Annotated in this window: 25 protein-coding genes; 6 read left to right on the top strand and 19 right to left on the bottom strand. The window is 57.2% G+C overall.

The window, feature by feature from the left end; translation table 11 throughout:
* The 5 genes from ACA074_RS11980 to ACA074_RS11960 are packed head-to-tail and all read right to left on the bottom strand — an operon-like array spanning position 1 to position 3,849.
* Positions 1-831 (bottom strand): DUF2797 domain-containing protein, encoded by an 831-nt coding sequence (locus ACA074_RS11980; protein ID WP_497659344.1) that lies wholly within the window; start codon positions 829-831, stop codon positions 1-3.
* Positions 828-1,088, bottom strand: coding sequence for a YeaC family protein (locus tag ACA074_RS11975; protein ID WP_093221961.1), 261 nt, complete (start codon positions 1,086-1,088; stop codon positions 828-830). Before ACA074_RS11975 ends, ACA074_RS11980 begins: the two co-directional genes overlap by 4 nt.
* Before the next feature lie 33 nt (positions 1,089-1,121).
* Positions 1,122-1,991, bottom strand: a complete 870-nt coding sequence (locus tag ACA074_RS11970) for a rhomboid family intramembrane serine protease (RefSeq protein WP_497679075.1) — start codon at positions 1,989-1,991, stop codon at positions 1,122-1,124.
* Entirely contained in the window at positions 1,988-2,962 is a 975-nt protein-coding gene (locus tag ACA074_RS11965; protein ID WP_370872657.1) for a metallophosphoesterase, read from the bottom strand. The genes ACA074_RS11970 and ACA074_RS11965 overlap by 4 nt, the downstream gene beginning before the upstream one ends.
* Positions 2,959-3,849, bottom strand: coding sequence for an NAD(+) kinase (locus tag ACA074_RS11960; RefSeq protein WP_187678751.1), 891 nt, complete (start codon positions 3,847-3,849; stop codon positions 2,959-2,961). The genes ACA074_RS11965 and ACA074_RS11960 overlap by 4 nt, the downstream gene beginning before the upstream one ends.
* Positions 3,850-3,964: 115 nt before the next feature.
* On the opposite strand from ACA074_RS11960, the gene ACA074_RS11955 reads away from it, so the two are divergent.
* The gene (locus tag ACA074_RS11955; RefSeq protein ID WP_187678752.1) at positions 3,965-4,915 is read left to right on the top strand and encodes a DUF1853 family protein; all 951 of its coding nucleotides are present in this window, start codon (positions 3,965-3,967) and stop codon (positions 4,913-4,915) included.
* An 85-nt stretch (positions 4,916-5,000) separates the two neighbouring features.
* Here ACA074_RS11955 and ACA074_RS11950 read toward each other — a convergent pair whose 3' ends face one another.
* Positions 5,001-6,284: an arsenic transporter gene (locus tag ACA074_RS11950; protein WP_497659343.1), complete on the bottom strand. Its 1,284-nt coding sequence runs from the start codon at positions 6,282-6,284 to the stop codon at positions 5,001-5,003.
* 144 nt (positions 6,285-6,428) lie between these two features.
* Positions 6,429-6,986, bottom strand: a complete 558-nt coding sequence (locus ACA074_RS11945) for an NADPH-dependent FMN reductase (RefSeq protein ID WP_401265310.1) — start codon at positions 6,984-6,986, stop codon at positions 6,429-6,431.
* A gap of 182 nt (positions 6,987-7,168) precedes the next feature.
* Between ACA074_RS11945 and ACA074_RS11940 the strand changes: the two genes are divergently transcribed.
* Both ACA074_RS11940 and ACA074_RS11935 read left to right on the top strand, forming a co-directional pair.
* Positions 7,169-7,429, top strand: coding sequence for a hypothetical protein (locus ACA074_RS11940; RefSeq protein WP_401265312.1), 261 nt, complete (start codon positions 7,169-7,171; stop codon positions 7,427-7,429).
* 83 nt (positions 7,430-7,512) lie between these two features.
* On the top strand, positions 7,513-8,406 hold the full coding sequence (locus ACA074_RS11935; RefSeq protein WP_401265314.1) for a LysR substrate-binding domain-containing protein: 894 nt from the start codon (positions 7,513-7,515) through the stop codon (positions 8,404-8,406).
* On the opposite strand, the gene ACA074_RS11930 is transcribed toward ACA074_RS11935, so the two are convergent.
* The 3 genes from ACA074_RS11930 to dnaQ form a co-directional block, all read right to left on the bottom strand.
* Positions 8,372-8,986 (bottom strand): GNAT family N-acetyltransferase, encoded by a 615-nt coding sequence (locus ACA074_RS11930; RefSeq protein ID WP_497679074.1) that lies wholly within the window; start codon positions 8,984-8,986, stop codon positions 8,372-8,374. The two genes, ACA074_RS11935 and ACA074_RS11930, sit on opposite strands and share 35 nt — an antisense overlap.
* Positions 8,987-9,000: 14 nt before the next feature.
* On the bottom strand, positions 9,001-11,256 hold the full coding sequence (locus ACA074_RS11925) for an Orn/Lys/Arg family decarboxylase (RefSeq protein WP_497679073.1): 2,256 nt from the start codon (positions 11,254-11,256) through the stop codon (positions 9,001-9,003).
* Between the two features lie 126 nt (positions 11,257-11,382).
* Positions 11,383-12,141 carry a DNA polymerase III subunit epsilon gene (gene dnaQ, locus ACA074_RS11920; protein WP_401265319.1) on the bottom strand — a complete coding sequence of 253 codons (759 nt, stop codon included), beginning with the start codon at positions 12,139-12,141 and terminating at the stop codon, positions 11,383-11,385.
* A 188-nt stretch (positions 12,142-12,329) separates the two neighbouring features.
* On the opposite strand from dnaQ, the gene ACA074_RS11915 reads away from it, so the two are divergent.
* Positions 12,330-12,635, top strand: a complete 306-nt coding sequence (locus tag ACA074_RS11915) for a DUF2388 domain-containing protein (RefSeq protein ID WP_489880917.1) — start codon at positions 12,330-12,332, stop codon at positions 12,633-12,635.
* A gap of 112 nt (positions 12,636-12,747) precedes the next feature.
* Here the strand turns inward: ACA074_RS11915 and ACA074_RS11910 are convergent, their stop codons facing one another.
* Together ACA074_RS11910 and ACA074_RS11905 are read right to left on the bottom strand one after the other, a co-directional pair.
* Positions 12,748-13,848 (bottom strand): polyamine ABC transporter substrate-binding protein, encoded by a 1,101-nt coding sequence (locus ACA074_RS11910; RefSeq protein WP_187681007.1) that lies wholly within the window; start codon positions 13,846-13,848, stop codon positions 12,748-12,750.
* A gap of 252 nt (positions 13,849-14,100) precedes the next feature.
* Positions 14,101-15,507, bottom strand: a complete 1,407-nt coding sequence (locus ACA074_RS11905) for a purine-cytosine permease family protein (RefSeq protein ID WP_497679072.1) — start codon at positions 15,505-15,507, stop codon at positions 14,101-14,103.
* Positions 15,508-15,831: 324 nt separating this feature from the next.
* On the opposite strand from ACA074_RS11905, the gene ACA074_RS11900 reads away from it, so the two are divergent.
* Entirely contained in the window at positions 15,832-16,317 is a 486-nt protein-coding gene (locus tag ACA074_RS11900) for a flavin reductase family protein (protein WP_401265326.1), read from the top strand.
* Between the two features lie 68 nt (positions 16,318-16,385).
* Positions 16,386-17,429, top strand: a complete 1,044-nt coding sequence (locus ACA074_RS11895) for an LLM class flavin-dependent oxidoreductase (protein WP_497659340.1) — start codon at positions 16,386-16,388, stop codon at positions 17,427-17,429.
* Positions 17,430-17,593: 164 nt separating this feature from the next.
* On the opposite strand, the gene ACA074_RS11890 is transcribed toward ACA074_RS11895, so the two are convergent.
* From ACA074_RS11890 to ACA074_RS11860, 7 genes are all read right to left on the bottom strand, one after another.
* Complete coding sequence (locus ACA074_RS11890) at positions 17,594-18,001, bottom strand: hypothetical protein (protein WP_497659339.1); 408 nt, start codon at positions 17,999-18,001, stop codon at positions 17,594-17,596.
* 5 nt (positions 18,002-18,006) lie between these two features.
* A complete protein-coding gene (locus ACA074_RS11885; protein ID WP_497679071.1) occupies positions 18,007-18,255 on the bottom strand; it encodes a hypothetical protein in 249 nt (82 codons plus the stop codon).
* A 156-nt stretch (positions 18,256-18,411) separates the two neighbouring features.
* A complete protein-coding gene (locus ACA074_RS11880) occupies positions 18,412-18,819 on the bottom strand; it encodes an Imm63 family immunity protein (RefSeq protein WP_497659337.1) in 408 nt (135 codons plus the stop codon).
* Positions 18,820-18,821: 2 nt separating this feature from the next.
* Positions 18,822-19,046 carry a TNT domain-containing protein gene (locus ACA074_RS11875; RefSeq protein ID WP_497659336.1) on the bottom strand — a complete coding sequence of 75 codons (225 nt, stop codon included), beginning with the start codon at positions 19,044-19,046 and terminating at the stop codon, positions 18,822-18,824.
* Between the two features lie 351 nt (positions 19,047-19,397).
* Complete coding sequence (locus ACA074_RS11870; protein WP_497659335.1) at positions 19,398-19,850, bottom strand: hypothetical protein; 453 nt, start codon at positions 19,848-19,850, stop codon at positions 19,398-19,400.
* A 5-nt stretch (positions 19,851-19,855) separates the two neighbouring features.
* A complete protein-coding gene (locus ACA074_RS11865) occupies positions 19,856-20,401 on the bottom strand; it encodes a hypothetical protein (RefSeq protein ID WP_497659334.1) in 546 nt (181 codons plus the stop codon).
* Positions 20,402-20,473: 72 nt separating this feature from the next.
* Positions 20,474-20,839, bottom strand: coding sequence for a hypothetical protein (locus tag ACA074_RS11860; RefSeq protein WP_497659333.1), 366 nt, complete (start codon positions 20,837-20,839; stop codon positions 20,474-20,476).

Below are 20,839 nucleotides of genomic sequence, written 5' to 3'. Positions count from 1 at the left end.
TTATTGATGCACGGCGAGCTGATAAGCCGTGTACTTACGAATGTTGATCACGCCGGTATCGAAGATCAGGTACTGGCCCTTGATCCCCAGCAGCGTGCCTTCGGCAATCGGGTTCTTGTCCAGGTTGAAGCTGACGATCTTGGCCGGGTATTGCTCGACCGGATAGCGGATTTCGATAGGTTCGACATCGGCAATCGTCTGAATTGCCTGTAGGCCGAATCGCTCCTGCAAGCCTTGCAGGCCCTCGGCGCAGCTTTCGAACAACTGATCGCGTACTTGCGCCAGATCGACTGCCACCGCATCGCCCTTGAGCAGTGCGCGCCAGTTGGTCTTGTCGGCGACTTGACTGCGGAACAGATCTTCGACGAAGCCCGATTGCTGCCGCGTCGCCACACGCATGATCGGCAACGCCTGACTGGCACCCTGATCGAGCCAGCGGGTCGGCAATTGGGTAGCACGAGTGATGCCAACCTTCACCCCCGACGAGTTGGCCAGATAGACCACATGGTCGGTCATGCAGAACTGCTCGCCCCACGCAGGATCGCGGCAGGTGCCGGCGTCAAAGTGGCAACGCTCCGGGCTCATGATGCAGATATCGCACTGGGCCAACTTGGTCATGCACGGGTAGCAGTAACCCTGGCTGAAACTGGTTTTGGTCTTGCGCCCGCAATGGGTGCAGTGGATCGCCCCCAGGTACTCCAGACGCACCGTGGTGCCGATCAAAGGATTGACCGGCACCTCGACGTCATCCAGACGAAACGCGTATTGCACGTTCGGCCCGTCAAGGCGCGCCGACATTTTGCTGATTGCACCGCGGCCAATCTCGATCAATGGATGGCATCCGACTTGAACAGAATGTTCGGCACTTCGATCGACTTCGACGCACACTCCTGCGGGCCCATGTAACCGGTGCGCTGTTCTTCAGGCAGGTTCTGGATTTCCCAGGCGATCATCGCCTGCAACGACAGCTCGCGCTGTTCGGCGGTGAGTTTGCCACCGTCCGACCACTTGCCGATTTCCACGGCCAGTTTCAGGCTCTCGTAGATGTCCGGGGTGATGTTTTTGATCATTTCGTTAAAAGAGGACATCAGGGTCTCCGTGCTCTTTATTCACTGAAAATTTTAGGCGGCCAGTTTACGGCGGTTATACAAACCGCCCAACAAACCGGTGAAGCATCCGATGAGTAACCCGCCGACGTGGGCGGCATTGGCAATTTCGCCGAAGCCGATCATCGAGATCAGCCCGGACATGCACACCAACAGCCACACCAGCATCATCACCAATACGCCGCGCGGCAGGCGATAGGCCGGGTTCGGCGACAACAACTGGAAGATCCAGCAGTGGCCAAGCAACCCGTAAAGCACACCGGACAGTCCGCCGAACAAGGTCGCGCCGCTCCAGGCGAACTGCGCGTAGTTGGACACCAGGCTGAACAGCAACGTCAGGCCGATCAAATTGATACTGCCCTTACGCGACTCGATGCGCCGCCCCAGCTCCCAGTACCACATGCCGTTCATGGCCAGGTGGAGGATGCCGAAGTGGATCAGCATCGGCGTCACCAACCGCCACCACTGCCCCGCCGCGAGGCTGTCAGCCAACGGAGTGAAGTGTATGTATTCGCCGATCACACGGAAATCGAGGAAGGTCAGCCAGCGCAGGGTTTCCAGGTTTTCACCCAGAAAGGTCAGGCCGGCGACGATCAGGCACAGCAGCAGAATGAAGCCTGTGGCCTTGGCGTGCTTCAATTGTTCGACGAAGCCCGGACGCTTGAAGGTCTGGGCTACCGGAATGTCCAGGGTTTGCTCGGGATCACCGGCCGGGAAGCGCTCGTACAGCGAACGAACGTCGTCGCTGACCTCCGCTGGCGCCCACAACACCTGCTCGCCCGCCTCCTCACTGACCCGGTGCGGCACCTGCATGCGTTGCAGCAGCGTGACGAAACCGCTCAAGTCCACCGCCAGGGGCAGACGCAATACCGCTACCGCACTCATTGCAGCACCTCCGGCCGCTCGACATCGACCCAGACAAATTTATGCGGATCAAGGCGGGTTTCCTGATCCAGACGATAGGCGACGAGTTTGCCGTAGAGCACCGCGCTGTAATCCAGACACGCGAGGTTCGGGCGGATCGGCGCCGGTTTGCCGCTGCGCCAGTAATGGCCGACGAACAGCAACGGCTCATCGACGCCGTAGCGCAGCAGAGAATTCTTTTCAGTGGAAGTCAGCGGCGTCTGCGCCACCGGCTCCGGCAAGGCATCGGGCTGAAAGACGATGTCGCCATAGGTTTTCGGATCGTCTTCCCAGAACTTGGTGCGGAAGAACGAACGCACCAGACCGTCACCACTGGTCATGGTCTGGCCGTCCGGCAGACGCATGTCGGTGCCGCGCAGCAGGCGATCGAACACGGTGCAGGCGAAGCTGCCGGGCACGGCCGAGGCCTGGAGAAAATGCTCATCGATGCGTGCATCGGGAAACAGGCCGCGCAGCGGTTCGATGAGGCCGGCGTCCCAGCACGCATGCACCACACGGAAACGCCCGGCATCCACCACCAGCGGCAGTTCATAGAACCACTGCTGAAAGTCGTGCCAGTCGCCGGGATGGTCTTCGAACTGAGTCAGGGTTTCATGGAGTAATCGCGCATGGCGCGGCGTGTGCTCACGCACGAACTGCTTGCCGCTGCCCGGTGGCGCCGGTGTGCTCCAGCCGAGGGCATTGAATTCATGGTTGCCCATGATGCACAAGGCCTGACCGGCCTCGACCATGTCGTGGACGATGTGCAGCGCCTCGCGAATCCGCGGGCCACGGTCGATGATGTCACCGACGAACACGGCCATGCGCGATGGATGCCGCCAGACCCCGCCCTGCTTGTGATAACCGAGACGGTCAAGCAGATGTTCGAGGGTCAAGGCGCATCCGTGCACGTCACCAATCAGGTCATAACTGCGCGCGGGATCGAGCATCAGTCGCCTCCACCGCCCAGCTTGCTGCCCCAGCCGAGCTTAGTGCGGCAGACTTCGTAGTAGTTGTGGTCGAGCGGGTGGATCAATCGCAGTTTCTGCGCTTTCTTGCTGACGGTGATGGTGTCGCCCGGCGCGCAGGTGAAGTGGTTCTGCCCGTCGCAGGAGACTTGCGGATAGATCTGCATGTTTTTCGACACGACGATTTTCAGCTCACTGTTGCCATCGACCACAATTGGCCTGCTCGACAACATATGGGGGTACATCGGCACGATCACAATGGCGTCGAGCTTGGGATGCATGATCGGCCCGCCGGCAGACAACGCATAAGCAGTGGAACCGGTCGGGGTGGCGACGATCAGGCCGTCGGCCTTCTGGCTGCAGACGAACTGGCCGTCAATGTACAGCTCGAACTCGATCATCCGCGTCGACTTGCCCGGGTGCAGCACCACATCGTTGAGCGCATCACCCTGACCGATGGCCTCGCCGTGGCGGCGGACTTCGGCTTGCAGCAGGAAGCGGTTTTCCACCAGATAGTGGCCGTCGAGGACCTTGGCGACTTCGACTTCCAGCTCGTCAGGGCGAATGTCGGTGAGAAAACCGAGGCTGCCACGGTTGATCCCCAGCACCGGAATATTGTGTTTTGCCAGCGCACGGGCGGCCCCGAGCAGGCTGCCGTCACCGCCGACGACGATGACCATGTCGCAGACTTCACCGAGCATCTTGCGCGACGAGGTTTGCAGGCCGTGGCCCGGCAGGACTTCGGCGATGGTGTCTTCGAGGATCACATGCAGGTGACGATCGAGCAGAAACCGTTTCAGTCGGCGGACGGTATCCAGCACCTGGGAACTGCCCAGGCGACCGATGATGCCGATATTACGAAATTGCTCCATGGGACCTCTGCGGACAATCGAAAACGCGAAAACCACGATTATGGGCGAAAGCCTGCGATAGACAAAATCCTTTCAGCCTCAAGGGTGGGCTCGTGTTTAAGGCTATGCTCGCAAGATGATCCTATTTCCCGACCTGCTGCAGTTGCCCCATCAATTACGCCATCCCGAAGTGCGTGATCTGGCGTGGGTGATCCTCGCCCCGCCGATGCTTGCGACTACACCGTGGCCGCAGCGTCATCCATTGGCCGGTAGCGACTGGGTTGCCGATCCCGAGCGTCTGGAGCAATGGCTACGTCAGCTTGATCGTGACAGTTACGAACTGCTGCACTGGTTGTCGCAGGCGCGCACCCGGCGTCTGGGCCTGTATTACGAGCGCTTGTGGCAGTTTGCCGTGGAGCATGCGCCGGGGATTGAGCTGATCGCAGCGAACCTGCCGATCCGTCGCGAAGGCCATACCCTGGGCGAGTTGGACATGCTGCTGCGTGACCGCGATGGCGTGCATCACCTCGAACTGGCGATCAAACTCTATCTCGGCCCGCAACAGGGTGACGGCCATGATCCGGCGCAATGGCTGGGGCCGGGCTGTCACGATCGGCTGGATCGCAAACTGGCGCATCTGGTCGAGCATCAACTGCCGATTTCAGCGCGCCCGGAAAGCCGCGAAGTCTTGGCGAAACTGGATATCGAAGTATTCAGTGCGCAACTGTGGCTGGGCGGGTATCTGCTGTATCCGTGGCCCGGCCCTTCGCAGTCGCCGGATGGCGCCCACCCGCAGCATTTACGTGGCAGTTGGTTGCATCAGAAGGATTGGCCGGCGTTCGTCGCGCAGCGTCCGGCAGGCCGTTGGCAACCCCTGCCCCGTCATGCCTGGCTGGCGCCGGCGCACTACCCGGCGGATCAGACCTGGGCTCCCGAGCATTTGCAGATGTGGCTGGAGGGCTTGGAACCGCTAGCCCCGGCACAGTTGATGGTGCGCCTGACCGAGAATGCACAGGGCGAATGGGAAGAGGCGGAGCGCTTGTTTCTGGTGTCCGACCTTTGGCCGAATGTCCCTGGCCAAGCTTGAAGATCGCAGCCTTCGGCAGCGCCTACATTTGGAGTGCGTACACCCTGCAGGAACTGCCGAAGGCTGCGATCTTTTGATCTTGCTTCTAAAAAGATAACCGCACAGCCAAAGCCGCCAACGTCAACAATAACACCGGCACCGTCAGCACAATCCCCACCCTGAAGTAATACCCCCAGCCAATGTGAATCCCCTTGCGCTCCAGCACATGCAGCCACAGCAACGTCGCCAGACTGCCAATCGGCGTGATCTTCGGCCCCAGATCGCTGCCGATCACGTTGGCGTAGATCATCGCCTCCTTGACCACCCCGCTTGCCTGACTGGCATCGATCGACAGCAAGCCGATCAGCACGGTGGGCAAATTGTTCATGATCGACGACAACAGCGCCGTCAGCACGCCAGTGCCCATGGCCGCGCCCCACACGCCATGACCGGCGAAGATATCCAGCCAACCGGCGAGATAGCCGGTCAAACCGGCATTGCGCAGACCGTAGACCACCAGATACATGCCCAGCGAGAAAATCACGATCTGCCACGGCGCTTCTTTCATCACTTTGCGCGTGGAAATCTTGTGTCCACGGGCGGCGATGCCCAGCAGCAATGCTGCGCACACGGCGGAAATCGCACTGATCGGAATGCCCAGCGGCTCGAGGGCAAAGCAACCCACCAACAAGATCGCCAACACCGCCCAGCCGGCATAAAACGTGGCTTTATCGTGAATCGCGGTTTCTGGATGTTCGAGCTGTTCGGGGTCGTAAGCCTTGGGAATGTCGCGACGGAAAAACCACAGCAACATGCCCAGCGTCGCGGCGACGCTGACGAAATTCACCGGTACCATCACCGCTGCATAGCGATTGAAGCCGATGTGAAAGAAGTCCGCCGAGACGATGTTGACCAGGTTCGACACCACCAGCGGCAGGCTCGCGGTGTCGGCAATAAACCCTGCGCCCATGACAAAAGCCAGCGTCGCCGCCGGCGAGAAGCGCAGCGCCAGCAGCATCGAGATGACGATGGGCGTGAGGATCAGCGCTGCACCGTCATTGGCAAAAAGTGCCGAAACCAGCGCACCAAGCAGCACCATGAAGGCAAACAACTTGCGCCCACTGCCTCGTCCCCACCGCGCCACATGCAATGCGGCCCAAGCGAAAAAACCCGCCTCGTCGAGCAACAGACTGATGATGATCAGCGCGACGAAGGTGCCGGTGGCGTTCCAGATGATTTGCCAGACCAGCGGGATGTCGCTCAGGTGTACCACACCGAAGATCAGCGCCAGCACGGCGCCCAACGTCGCACTCCAGCCGACACCGAGGCCTTTGGGTTGCCAGATAACGAGGGTAATGGTCAGCAGGAAAATAAGTGACGCAGCGAGCATCCGCGAAAACCTTCAATTGAAATGCAGTAATGAAGTGAACACAAAACCTGTAGGAGTGAGCCTGCTCGCGATAGCGGTATGTCAGTCGACTGATTGACATGCTATCGCGAGCAGGCTCACTCCTACATTTGTCCCATATAAGAATTACTTTTTGTGTTGTTCTACGAATTGTCCGTAAGCATCTATGAATTTTTGCAGGAACGGCTTCACCGATTCACTCAACTTTCCCGCCTCATCGAACGCCGAACCCGCGCCACCCAGATACGCTTCAGGCTGCTGCATGCACGGCACATCGAGAAACACAAAGGACTGGCGCAGATGCTGGTTGGCGCCAAATCCGCCGATGGCGCCCGGCGATACGCTCATCACCGCACCCGGCTTGCCGCTCCAGACGCTCTTGCCGTAAGGCCGCGAACCAACATCGATGGCATTCTTCAAGGGTGCGGGCACCGAACGGTTGTATTCCGGCGTCACAAACAGCACCGCGTCGGATGAACCCACTTTTTGCCGGAAAGTGCTGTAGGCTGCCGGCGGAGAATCGCCGTCAATGTCTTCGTTATAGAGTGGCAGATCACCAATCTCGACAATCTCAAGCTTGAGGTTGGCCGGGGCCAGTTCCGCCAGCGCCAGAGCGACTTTGCGATTGATCGAAGCTTTACGCAGGCTGCCGACCACTACGGCGACGTTGTAGACATTGCTCATGGAAGACTCTCGATGTCCGTGGGAGGAGCCACAAGTTATAGATGATCCGGTGCCGGTTCCACCAGCAAACGAGGGAAATTCTCGCATGCTGATTATTTTTTTCCTGTAGGAAAACTTACAGGCCTTGATGAAGGTCTACCAAGCCGCAAATCAAGCGTTTTATCTCCAGAGGTTCTAAGCAGATGGCAGCAGTACTCGTCGGTCAGTTCCATGCAAGAGATGCGGAAGGCCGCGTTTATTCCGTGCATGAATTCCAGGAATCCAACCCGTCGGTAGACGGTCTCGCTGGCATGGAGCCTGTTACCACTTACAAACTGGCCATTGGCGATCGTGTCAACAAGGTCAGTGACAACGAGTTTTTGCTGGTTCAATCGGGCGTCACGATCGTTCGCGAGCCCGACACCTACGTCGGCAGCCTGACGGAAACCACCGTCGCCTCATAACCCTGTGTTATGAGCAGAAGTCATATGCGCAGACTTGGGGTAGGATTCAGCCTGCCCCCACCTGCTGAACATGGACTTCACGCATGCGTTTACGTCATATCGAAGTGATTCAGGCGCTCTTGCAGACCGGTCACCTGGGCACCGCCGCCGAATGGCTGCAATTGCCGGTTACCGAAGTCGAAGAGCGCTTGCGCGAAGCCGAGAGTCAGTTGGGGTTCATGCTGTTCGCCAGCGTTCGCGGACGCCTGCAATCGACGCCAGAAGCCCGGGCGTTGCAGGTTGAAATCGCGCACGTTTACGAAGCACTGGAGCCGGTGCAACGATTGGCCAGTAGCCTCAAGCAATACCTCGCCCCGCCTGTATGCATCATCGGCACTCCGCCACTCACCCAGCAGTTATTGCCGCAAAGCCTGGCCGCCCTGCGCCGGCGCTTGCCCGATGCACCTTGCAACCTGCTCAGCGCACCGACCCGCGACATCGTCCGCAGCCTGTTGCTGCGCGAGAGTGACCTGGGCCTGAGTCTGCATGATCCTGAGCACCCCGACATTGATTGCCAGCCGCTGGCACAGGGCAAACTGCAACTGCTGGCACCCCACGGCTGGCTGCAACCGAAGCAGAAATACATCTCCCTGCAGGATCTGGCCGGGCAAGCGATGGTCGGCCTCGAAGGTCAGGACCCGCTGAGCCCGGCGCTGGAAAACAAACTCCAGGCACTGCGCCCCGCCCCAAGCATCCAGACCCGGGTACAAACCCACCAGATGATGCGCAGCATGGTCGAGGCCGGTGAAGGGCTGGCCATTGTCGATCCGTTTACCGCGTTAGGCGCCCGCGCTGCCGGGCTGGATGTCTGTCCGCTGTCCCCCGCCGTGCCGATCAGCCTCTATGCCTTGACCTTCAAGCACGCAGCGCCGTCTTCGGCGATTCAGACGTTACTGGCCATCCTCACGGAACAAGCCGAGGCGATGCTGTCGAGCTGAGCGGGTTTTCCAGCGGGTTATCGAGCAATCGATACCAGAACAGCGCCACTTCAGCGGTATTCGGATCAATGCCGCGATAACGCAACTGGTCGACACCGCCGATCACGTAGCCACAACGCTCATATAAACGACAGGCGCCGAGGTTGTTGTTCTGGGTTTCCAGCATGATCCCCGGCAGCTTCTTCTTACGGCTCCAGAACTGCGCCACATCGAGCAACGCCTTGGCGACGCCATGACGGCGGGCCGGTGCGTGCACCGCCAGCTCATCGATATGGGCAAAGCCGTTCCAGTTGGTGCTGATCACCAGATGGCCGACCGGTTCGTCATCGAGGTAGGCCATGAAAATCGCGCTGTCGGCGGCATTATGAAAGCTGCTGAACTCCTCGGGATCAATGCCGTAGCACTTGCGATACGGCACGATCGGCGTTACCAGCCACTGTTCAACGGGCTTGCCGATGACCGCGGCGCCATAGGCGGCGACCTCAAAACTGAAGTCGCTGCCCCAGATATAGGGCGCAAAGCCTTCATCGGCAACCCGCACCGACAGACCTGGATATTTCGGATTCATGACCGGTTGCATACTGGGATAAGTCCTCATTCCTTGACGCAATCGACGGTGTACTGCCGCCCATTGCCTTCGTCTTCATGTTGCAGTCCATGCACATCAGCGACAAAACCGGGGAAGCTGCTATCGAACGTGCGGGCAAATTTCAGGTAATCGATGATCGAGCGCGTCGATTCGGTAAAGCGCTCGCCGGGCATGATCAGGGGGATCCCTGGGGGATACGGCACCAGCATCACGGCAGCAATCCTTCCTTCCAGCCTATCAATCGGCACAGCCTCGACCTCCCCACGCACCAAATGATCGTAGGCGTGAGCCGGCTTCATGGCGATTTCCGGCAGTACCGTGTACATGCGTTTCAGATGTTTGGCAGTCGCGTTGCTGCGATAGCAGGCGTGCAGTTGATCGCATAAGTCTCGCAGGCCCATGCCGCGATAGCGCGCCGTGTCTTCTTGCGCGACACATGGCAGGCACGTCGCCAGACTGACGTTGGCGTCGTAACTGCGCTTGAACTCCAGCAACTCGGTGAGCAGCGTGCTCCATTTGCCTTTGGTGATGCCCATGGAGAACAGCACCAGAAATGAATACAGCCCGGTCTTCTCTACCACTAGCCCGCGCTCCCAAAGGAACTTGCTGACCACGGCTGCCGGTATGCCCTTCTCGCTCAACGCGCCACCGGCGTTCAGACCTGGCATCACCAGCGTGACCTTGATTGGGTCGAGCAAAACGTAATCGTCGCTGACTTCACCGAACCCGTGCCATTCGGCATCCGGTTGCAGCAGCCAGTCTTCCGTTTGCACACGGTCAATGCCTTCGACGCCCGGTGGCTGCCAGATCGAAAACCACCAGTCATCAGCGGCAATGTGCTGCCGCAAATTGGCCAGCGCACGGCGGAAACTCAGGGCTTCATCAAATGTTTCCTGCAACAGCGAGCGCCCGGCCGGGCCTTCCATCATGGCCGAGGCCACATCCAGCGAGGCGATGATGCTGTATTGCGGCGAAGTGGAGATGTGCATCATGAACGCTTCGTTGAACCGATCCCGGTCCAGTTGCCGCGCGCCGCCGTCCTGCACATGGATCATCGACGCCTGACTGAACGCGGCGAGCAGCTTATGGGTGGAATGGGTGGTAAACACCAGCGGGCTGTCTTCGCTGCGCGAGGTGGCCATGCCATAGCGCCCCGCGAAGAATTCATGAAACGCCGCATAGGCATACCAGGCCTCGTCGAAATGCAGCACTTCAACGCTGTTGCCCAGATTCTGCTTGATCAGTTCGGCGTTGTAACAGAGGCCGTCGTAGGTCGAGTTGGTGACCACCGCCAGTTTGACTTTCGGTGCGCGGCCCTTGGTCAAAGGACTCGCGTCGATCTTGGCCTGGATCGATTCGCGGCTGAATTCGCTCAGCGGAATCGGACCGATGATCCCCAGTTCATTGCGCTCCGGGCACAGGTACAACGGAATCGCACCGGTCATGATGATCGCGTGCAGCACCGACTTGTGGCAGTTGCGATCCACCAGCACCAGATCATCGCGAGCGACCATGGAATGCCAGACGATCTTGTTGGCGGTCGAGGTGCCATTGATCACGAAAAAGGTGTGATCAGCACCAAAATTGCGCGCCGCCCGAGCCTCGGCTTCGGCGAGCGGGCCGGTGTGGTCGAGCAGCGAACCGAGTTCCGGCACCGACACCGACAAGTCCGAGCGCAGGGTGTTTTCGCCAAAGAACTGATGAAACGCCTGCCCCACCGGGCTTTTGTGATACGCCACGCCACCGCCGTGACCGGGGGTGTGCCAGGAATAGTTGGAATCGGCGGTGTGTTGCACCAGCGCCTTGAAAAACGGAGGCAGCAAACCGTCCAGATACTTTCGCGCCGCCCGTGCGACTTGCCGGGCCAGAAACGGCACGGTGTCTTCGAACAGGTAAAGGATCCCGCGCAATTGATTGAGTTCGGCCATGGCATCGGCCGGGGCGTTTTCCAGAGTGACCTGTTCGCCCAGGGCAAAGATCGGCAGATCAGGCGCACGCACCCGCGCCAGGCCGATCAGTTCGGCCATGTTCTGCAAAAGATGCGAGTTGGTGCTGGCATCCTCGGCGGCGATCAGCATGCACGCGAGGCCATGGTGGGTCGAAGCCACCAGACGCCCTTCGGTGTAGTCGATGGCCGAAACGATACTGAAACCTTCCTGCTCCAACTCCCGGGCGATGCCACGGATACGATCACCGGCGACTGTATCGGCCTTGATGTCGCGATGGACGATCAACACCGGAAACTTCAAATCTTTGTACATGGGGCTCAGTGTCCTGAGGCAGCAGCGGATTCAAATCCGCCAATGCACTCAGCGTAGAGGGTTGCAGTGAAAGTGGCGAGGGTGGCCACTTGTCAGTACTGCCAAAAGTAAAAGATCTTTTGCTCTTCAGGCCTGAGCGTCGGCTTCTGCGATCTGCGTCCACAGCGCCGGACCGCCAGCGGATTTGGCGATGATTTCCAGACGCACCAAGTGAGCAGCCAGTTCATCCTCCGTCGCGCGAATGATCCGCGCTGGCTGGCGATCGGCCGGCAAGCGACGGATTTCCGTGGCGGAGTTATCCGCGCCTTCCCCAGTACCATTACCGTCGGAAGCGTTGCCGGCCAACGACAGGCTGGTCTGGCCCCCGGTCATGGTCAGGTAAACGTCGGCGAGAATCTCCGAGTCGAGCAAAGCGCCGTGCAGTTCACGGCCGGAGTTGTCGACGCCATAACGTTTGCACAACGCATCGAGGCTGTTGCGCTGCCCCGGGTGACGCTCCCGGGCCATCATCAGGGTATCGAGGATCGAGCAGTGCTGCGTGATGTCGGCGCGATCCTGCTGGCCCATCAAGGCGAATTCGTTGTTGATGAAGCCAACGTCGAACGCCGCGTTATGGATGATCAGCTGCGCGCCCTTGATGAACTCGAAGAACTCATCAGCGACTTCAGCAAAGCGCGGCTTGCCCACCAGGAATTCGTTGGTGATGCCGTGGACGCCGATGGCGCCTTCATCACTCTCGCGATCCGGTTGCAGGTAAACGTGAAAGTGCCGGCCCGTCAGGCGCCGACCGATCAGTTCGACACAGCCGATTTCGATAATCCGGTGACCATCGGTCACCGGCATGCCGGTGGTTTCGGTATCGAGTACAACGGATCTGGTGGCCATCAGTGCTCAGCTCTCAACGGGTCTATCGTGCAAAAACGCGGATGTTAACACGCTCGCGGCACACGTCGCGCGCCGCCGGGTGATCGGCACTCACGCAGTTTTTAACAATCATTGGCAAAGTTCATAAAGTCTGCGGGGAATCGGCTTGATAGCGTTCGCGGCTGGTTTCCCACGGATTTGAATGCGTCATGAAGACTGCACAGGTTTTACTGCTTGGCGGCTGCTTGCTGGCGGCCGAAGCACATGCCACCAGTTTCGTCATCAGCACCGACATCACCCTGAGCCTGACGCTCAGCTCGAGTAAAGGGACGAGCGGATCGTTCAAGGACGACAAGGTTGTGCTGGCGGCCAAGGACGATGCGGCGGCGTTTGTGGCCAGTGCCGGAGAGATTCGCGGGGCGCGAATGGAGGCGGCATTTTTGCGGATTCGCGAAGTGCTCAAGGATTCGGATTACACCGATCAGCAGTTGGCTCAAGCCATATTGATCCTGTGAATCGGCGTTATTGTCGTGATCCGCTGCCAAACCCGCTACGCGGCTCTGCGGGAGAAGCCCAGAGCGCGAGAGTCGCGCTCTGGGCTGCATGCAGATAGAAGAGTTGCCGGTATTACTTATCGGACTTGATGCTGGTCCAGACCCGCGTGCGTACGCGCTCAAGTTTTTGCGGCAATGGCTGAACCACGTAGAGGGTTTTCAGCGCTTCAGGGGTCGGCGTCAGATTCGGGTTGCCGGTAATCTCTTTGTTGATCAGCGCCATTGAATCCTTGTTCGCGTTCGGGTAACCGAGGAAATCACTGATCGGCGCAATCACCTTCGGATCGAGCAAGGTGTTGAGGAATTCGTGGGCTTCAGCGACGTTCTTCGCGCTCTTCGGAATCGCGAACGTGTCGAACCAGATCGGAGCGCCCTCCTTCGGCAAGCGCCAGTCGACCACCACGCCGTTGCCCGCCTCTTTGGCGCGGTTGCCGAACTGGTAGAAGCTGCCCGAGTAACCGATGGCCACGCAGATGTCGCCGTTGGCGATGTCAGTCATGTATTTGGCCGAGTTGAAATAGGTCACGTATGGACGAACCTTGAGCATTAACTCCTTGGCTTTTTCATAGTCGGCGGGGTTCTGGCTGTTCGGGTCGAGACCGAGATAATGCAGGGCCAGCGGCAGGATCTCCGTCGGCGAATCGAGCATCGCCACGCCGCAGGATTTGAGTTTTTCCATGTTCTCGGGTTTGAACACCAGATCCCAGCTGTCCACCGGCGCGTTCTCGCCCAGCGCAGCCTTGACCTTGGCCGGGTTAAAGCCGATCAGCACGGTACCGACCATGTACGGCACGCCGTACTGGTTACCCGGATCGTTCTTGCCCAGCAGCTTCAACAGTTCCGGATCCTGGTGGCTCCAGTTCGGTAGCTTGGACTTGTCGAGTTTCTGGAAAACACCAGCCTTGATCTGCGTATCGAGGAACTGGTTGGACGGCACCACCAGATCGTAGCCAGAGTTACCGGTCAGCAATTTGGCTTCCAGGGATTCGTTGGTGTCGAAGGTGTCCCAGGTCACTTTGATGCCGTTTTTTGCGGCGAAATCCTTGGGCACGGACGGCAGGATGTAATCCGCCCAGTTGTACACCCGCAACTCGCGCTGCTCAGCCTGGACGGCGCTGGCCAGCAGCGTCAGCCCACACACGGTGGCACCCAGTATGCGTTTCATCGTGACCATGGTTGTTTCCCCAGAATGCGACGTGAGTTCGATGGTTTTTATGTTCTGTACACGGCAGCGGCTTTAAAGGTAGCCGAGGGCAAAAAAGGTCTGGCGTCTCGTTATGGCCCTGATTCTTGCTGACAGCGTAGACGGATCACAGAGGGCGATTGGCCAAAAGGGGATCGATGTGGCCAATTTGAATGTCCGCCAGAATGCGGAAACAATAATGCCCGGCGATTGGCCGGGCATTGTTTGTACTGCAGACGCAGATCAGTCGGTGTAACCCAACCTCGCCGCCCTGCTCTGCTGAGTCTGGCCACGCGTCGCGAGGCAGTAATACAGCGGAACCGTCACCACCAGGCCGACCAGCCACGACAGGTCCGCACCCTCCACCAGATTGGCGTAAGGCCCGATGTACAGCGAAGTGTTGGCAAACGGCAACTGCACGAGGATGCCGATGAAATAGGCAATGATCGCGTGCAGGTTAAAGCGCCCGTAAATCCCACCGTCAGCGCGGAAGATCGAGGTGATGTCGTAGCAGCCTCGCTTGATCAGGTAGAAGTCGATCAGATTGATCGTCGCCCACGGCACCAGTACCAGCAACAGCGCGAGAATCAGACCGATGAACTCGGAAATGAAATCCGCCGACGCGCCGAGTGCGACCACGCAGCAACCGGCCAATATCACACTCGACAGCACCACGCGTACCTTGATGCTCGGTGTCCATTGGCTGGCGAAGGTCTGGATAGACGTAATGATCGACAGCACCGCACCATACAGATTGAGCGCGTTGTGGCTGATGATATTGAGCAGGAACAGCACCATCAGAATCGGCCCCAGCCACCCGGTGGACTGCTTCACCGCGACCATCGCTTCAGTGCCTTCCGGCGTTGCCAGCACCGCCACCGCGCCGAAGCTGAACGACAGAATCGTGCCCAGCGTTGCGCCCAGATACGTCGCCCAAAACGGCTTGGCGATGCCGATGTCCGCCGGCAGATAACGCGAATAGTCGGACACGTACGGGGAAAAACTGATCTGCCAGATAATCCCCAGCGACACCGTCGCCAGCCAGCCGGACAGATTGAAACTGCCGCGCGTTAAAAAGTCCGCCGGCAAGTCATGGGCAAAGATGTAGATGAAACCGGCCAGCAAAGCGCTGCCCATCACCCAAGTGCCAATGCGGTTCAACGTATGAATGAAGTTGTAGCCGATCACGCCAATCGCGGTGGCGGCCAGCGCACCGATCAAAATGCTTAACGGTACTGGCACCGATGGTGCAATGCCGACAATGGATTTGCCCGCCAGCACGATGTTGGAAATGAAGAACCCGATGTAGATGATCGCCGCAAAGAACACGATCAACAGCGCGCCATAACGGCCGAACTGGCCGCGACTCTGGACCATTTGCGGAATGCCCATGCGCGGGCCTTGCGCCGACGCCAGCGCAATCACCACGCCACCGACCAAGTGCCCCAGCGCAATCGCCAACAGCCCCCAGAGCAAATCGAGATGGAACACCTGAACCACCATGGCGCCGGTGACAATGGGCAGTGGCGCAATGTTGGTGCTGAACCAAAGGGTGAAAAGGTCGCGGGCCTTCCCGTGGCGTTCCGCGAGTGGGACGTAGTCGACCGTGTGATTCTCGATCAACGGATCTTGCCGGGACATCTGGGACATATGCATGAACTCGAGTTTGTCTGTTCTTATCGTTGTATGAAGCCAAACCGGGAGGACTCTCTGGTCGCCCCTCAGATGCGAACCATATTATGGTATTCCAAACATTTCACAAGGCTGATCCGCAGTTTGCGGCGCTATCTGATCCGGCATCCTCGCTGAAACAGCGGCTTCTAGAACAGCCGAAAGCCCCGTAGATACACAGTTTCCGACGAACGCAGCACGTTTATCGGTTCAGCTTAAAAGCCCTTGCAAAGATTATTTTGTGGTATACCATCAGACCAACAAATACATAAAAACAGCGTCACACCACCCGAGGACTGTCCAATGATCGATGCCGCCATCTACAAACAAGTCATGGGCTCGTTCCCGTCCGGCGTAACCGTTATCACCACGCTGGATGATGACGGTCAGATTGTCGGCCTGACCGCCAGCGCCTTCAGTTCGTTATCGATGGACCCGGCGCTGGTGCTGTTCTGCCCCAACTACAGCTCCGACTCCTACCCTGTGCTGATCAAGAACAAGCGTTTTGCGATCCACTTTTTATCCGGCGGCCAGCAAAGCGAAGCCTATGCCTTCGCCCGCAAAGGCAAGGACAAAGCGCAAGGCATCGAATGGACATTGAGCGAACTGGGCAACCCGATTTTGGCGAATGCGACGGCTATCATCGAGTGTGAGTTGTGGCGCGAATACGAAGGCGGCGACCACGCCATCATGGTCGGTGCGGTGAAGAATCTGATCGTCCCCGAGCAGCACACCGGGCCGCTGGTGTATTGCCACGGCAAGATGGGTGCCCTGCCCGCTTTCGCCTGATCCCTACGATTACCACTCAGTCAGGTCCGCACACGACCGGCCAATAACAAAAGATCCGAGGTAGCGTCATGAAATTTTCCCTGTTCATCCACATGGAACGCTGGGACGAAAGCGTCAGCCACCGCCAACTGTTCGAAGATCTGACCGAACTGACCCTGATGGCCGAGGCCGGTGGTTTCAGCACCGTGTGGATCGGCGAACACCACGCCATGGAATACACCATCTCGCCAAGCCCGATGCCACTGCTCGCCTACCTCGCGGCCAAAACCACCACCATTCACCTCGGCGCCGGCACCATCATCGCGCCGTTCTGGCACCCGCTGCGGGTCGCCGGTGAATGCGCGTTGCTCGACGTGATCAGCAACGGCCGCATGGAAGTCGGTCTGGCACGCGGCGCTTATCAAGTTGAATTCGATCGCATGGCCGGCGGCATGCCAGCATCAAGCGGTGGCCAGGCCCTGCGGGAAATGGTCCCGGTAGTCCGCGCCCTGTGGCAAGGCGACTACGCCCACGACGGCGACATCTGGAAATTCCCCACCTCCACCAGCGTGCCGAAGCCAATCCAGAAGCCCAACCCGCCGATGTGGATCGCCGCCCGCGACCCGGACTCACACAACTTCGCCGTGGCCAACGGCTGCAACGTCATGGTCACGCCGCTGATGAAGGGCGACGAAGAAGTCCTCGACCTGAAGAACAAATTCCAGACAGCGCTGGACAACAACCCCGACGTACCGCGCCCGCAATTGATGGTGCTGCGCCATACCCACGTTCACACCGCTGATAATCCGGACGGCTGGAAAGTTGGCGCGAAAGCGATCTCACGCTTCTATCGCACGTTCGATGCATGGTTTGGGAACAAGGAGACACCGGTCAACGGCTTCCTCGCCCCGAGCCCGGAAGAGAAGTTTGCCGGGCGTCCGGAGTTTGAGCTGGAAAGTCTGCACAAAACCGCGATGATTGGTACGCCGGAAGAGATCATTCCGCGGATCAAGTACTACCAGGAACTGGGCGTGGATGAGTTCAGTTTCTGGTGTGATAACAGTCTGCCGCATGAGGAGAAGAAAAAGTCGTTGGAGTTGTTTATCAGGGATGTGGTGCCGGCGTTTCGCTAAATGCCTTACTGATTGAACACGGCACATAAAAACGCCCCGACAGTGTTCGGGGCGTTTTCATTGTTTTAGCCTGACTGGATTTCAATCCGGAATCACATCCTACGCCTTTCTCAATGATGCTTAAATGTGGCCACTCCTATTCGCGGATTATTGGTCGCTTCAAATCACAGACCACTATACGGATCAGCGATATTATCACCCAGCTCAGCAATTGCCTCTTTAATCTCGACAGCTACTTCAGGTGAAAGCTCGGCAACACTTCGATTTGATATAAAATCAAAAAGTTCAACCAACCCAAGCATTGCAGCAACGATGATCGAGCCCTCAGCAAAATCGAAATCGTATCCATCCCACCAATTGATCAAGATTTTCTCGATCTGAGTCTTCAGTGGCTGGTCCATCCCTTTATAGGTGTGCCACTGACGATCGCTGAGCTCTAACAGAGCCTGGAGAAAATCATGTTTCAACCGCTCAGAACCAGGTACTTCTTGCAGAAGTTCATGAAATTCCTTTGTCACATCTTCTTCAGGCATCGAGTCCGGGAGCGAACGATAATAAGAAACGGCTTTCATGATTATTATTCAAACTCGATAGAGTCCAAAATGGCTTGTAGTTTGACGGGATCGGCCACACCACCAAAAAAATACTCATTGCCACCCAAATCCTTTAAATCGTCCGGAGTTCCTTTCCAGTAGAGCACGAAAAATTTTTCATCCAGCAGGTCTTCCAGAGCCCCTCCGTCCTGAAATGATGACACCCGAATGTAGGGCCCATAAACATTGTCGATACAGACAAGAATGCGCTCACCTGTTACTGCGTTAATCATATTCTTTATACCGTTGAACCATTCGAGTTCCTCCTTCGTTGGAGCCCAAGGAAAAAAGGCAGGAAAAAAGGGGACAGATTTATTTTCAACCTTTTAAGTCAGCATAGGTAAAAATAGGTAAAAATAAATCAGCCCCCTTTTTCTCCAACACATGATTCAGCCATCTACGTACGGGAAAGACTTTAGCACGGCATCAACTTCCTGCCTTGCAAGCTCCGCCCATTCAGGCTTTATTTCACCAAGCAGTTGTACCAATCTGGAAAAATAAACTCTTCTCGTATCGCAATTACCCACTCTATTATCAAGCTCATACTTAACAGCCATCTGTCGCACGGCCCTGTTCACAACCCAATAAAGCAACTCATCCAAGGACTCAGTCGATTTATTATATATCTCAAAACCTCTCTCAGAAGACACATAGCTAAAGCCATTGTCATGAAGTTCGACATAAGGCGCCCCGTCATCTGCGGGAGCTGACAAGACGATCAACAATGATTTTGGTACATTAACTCTTCTTCCAAGCTCATCAACTATAGATTGTATTTCATGAATAGAGGCAACCATTTTTACCGCACCTCTCTTATAAAGTGATTATCAATAAGCCATTGCACGTTAACCCTCTCGGAAAAAGCCGGCAGAATTTGTATTCCTCCACCCGGCTGATTGAATGCATGGGCAATTTTCCCCTGTATTACAGGTAACGGTTTAAGTACTTCATATTCGTAGTATCCCCCAGCCCTTGAGCCGGGTGCCAATGCTCTTTGATCAAATGGAGTGCCTTTGGGCGACAAAATGAGCCATCTGGTCCGCCATAGCGGTCCAGCCTGGAGCCAACTTGTAACGTATTTTTAACAGGATCTTCAGCGAATCCGAGGTTTTTCGGCCAATCCCACCCCTCCATCGGCTTTCTTAAACTGATCGTAGTAGGAAAATCCTCCAGCCTCACTATCGGCTATAGCACCAATTGAGTCTGGACTCTTGGCAGTGCTGCCTTTTGCATCAACCCACTTTCCTCCAACCCACTCAACAGCTTTCCCACCAACGTAAGCAGATCCACGCTGCCTGCCCGCCAAGCGTTACACCCGGCTAAACAGGAAAGGAAATCCGCCGGGCGCCGAGAGCAGAGGCACTGGGGCTGTTTATCAAACATGCGGTGCCGGCGTTTCGGTAGACGCTGTGCTGGCTAAGTCCGATAAATGAAAACGCCCCGACAGGGTTCGGGGCGTGTTAGTTTTGAGCGGGCTCTTCGTCCCAGAAATTTCCGGGGGGGCGTATTGTCCATCTCGGAGAACAGCGCACCAACCAAAGCTTCGGTAGAACATTTCAAGATCAATGATCTCGTAAAGATCTTCGCCAATTTTGCTTAAGGTGATCAGGCTATTGGCATAGTGGGTGTATTGACCCCCCACCCCGGCGACCGCGCGTCGCTCCAGTTCCTCACGATTCCAGCCTGAGACGATCCCGGATGATTCAGGGACCGTGTCCGAGAAGACAATTTCGAACTGCGTTGAAACCTTGCAAAGGCATGGAATCCGTTGCTGTCTGAGCAAGTCGTCGGTGATCAGGTTGGCAGGGAAATCAATGCTTAATTTCAAGTGGTTCAAGCCCCGATGAGACTGCGTTGACCCGGCCGGGTGACATCGTAAACATGCTGCTCGCAACCCTGCCCGACAAACTGGAACTCCACCAGATAGACCTTGCTTCGTTCCGGCGTAAAGGTACTGTTCAGTGGCCCGCAGCTATAGGTATTCCCGGTACCCATGCCGTTCGAACGCCCCGACACCTCGAACGGTTCATCGGCATTGGCTTGCGTTTCCAACTGCGGGAAATGTTTTAACGTGGCGCTATTGGCCGCTTCGCTGAGCTTGGCGATCCAGCCGAACACCTTGCCCCGCCCCGAATCCACCACGGTGCCCAGCATTTCCATTCGCCGGTCAGGATCTGCCGCACGGCGGACCGAGAACTCGACGGGGTATGTGTAGCCCGACGCTTTCATGATGACTTTGGCGTGTTGTGCATCTTCCGTGACCATTTTTTGCTGCAACTGGATGCCATCGTTCAGGAGACTGGGGGAAGCGTCTCGGACGTTGGAATGGCAGCCCGACAGTATGAAAAATAACGTAAACAACAGACCGGTTCTGGCCACTTTTTACTATCCTGTGCAAGACGTAGCGGGCGGATTAATCGACTTAATAAACCTGCCGGGCTACAGAAACCATTAAATAATGTCCAACAACTGCAAGTCCGACTTGACCTGCTGAGCATCTTGATCAGACAACTGCGACATAAGGAACGCCAATCCATGCGCATCAATAATCTTCTTTATATCTGCAGAAGCAATATCGAAAGCAACCTCGGGTTCCCTTCCTGCCGACAGCACAAGCCCTGCAGTTTGCAGCATAAGATTTTCCACTGGATTAACAAAACTGTCTTCCATCTCATTTAACGCATAGCCGACTTCAAGCTCCCCTTCAACCCAGGACAAACCGGCTTTTTTGTTCTTCCTGATCTTATTCCGACAGTAAACAGGATAGTAGTAAAACATCCGCTGCATTATTTCTTTATAGCTTAAAACCACCGACAT

The organism is Pseudomonas sp. LBUM1655 (genome assembly GCF_059716085.1).
This window is presented reverse-complemented; position numbering and strand designations above follow the sequence as displayed.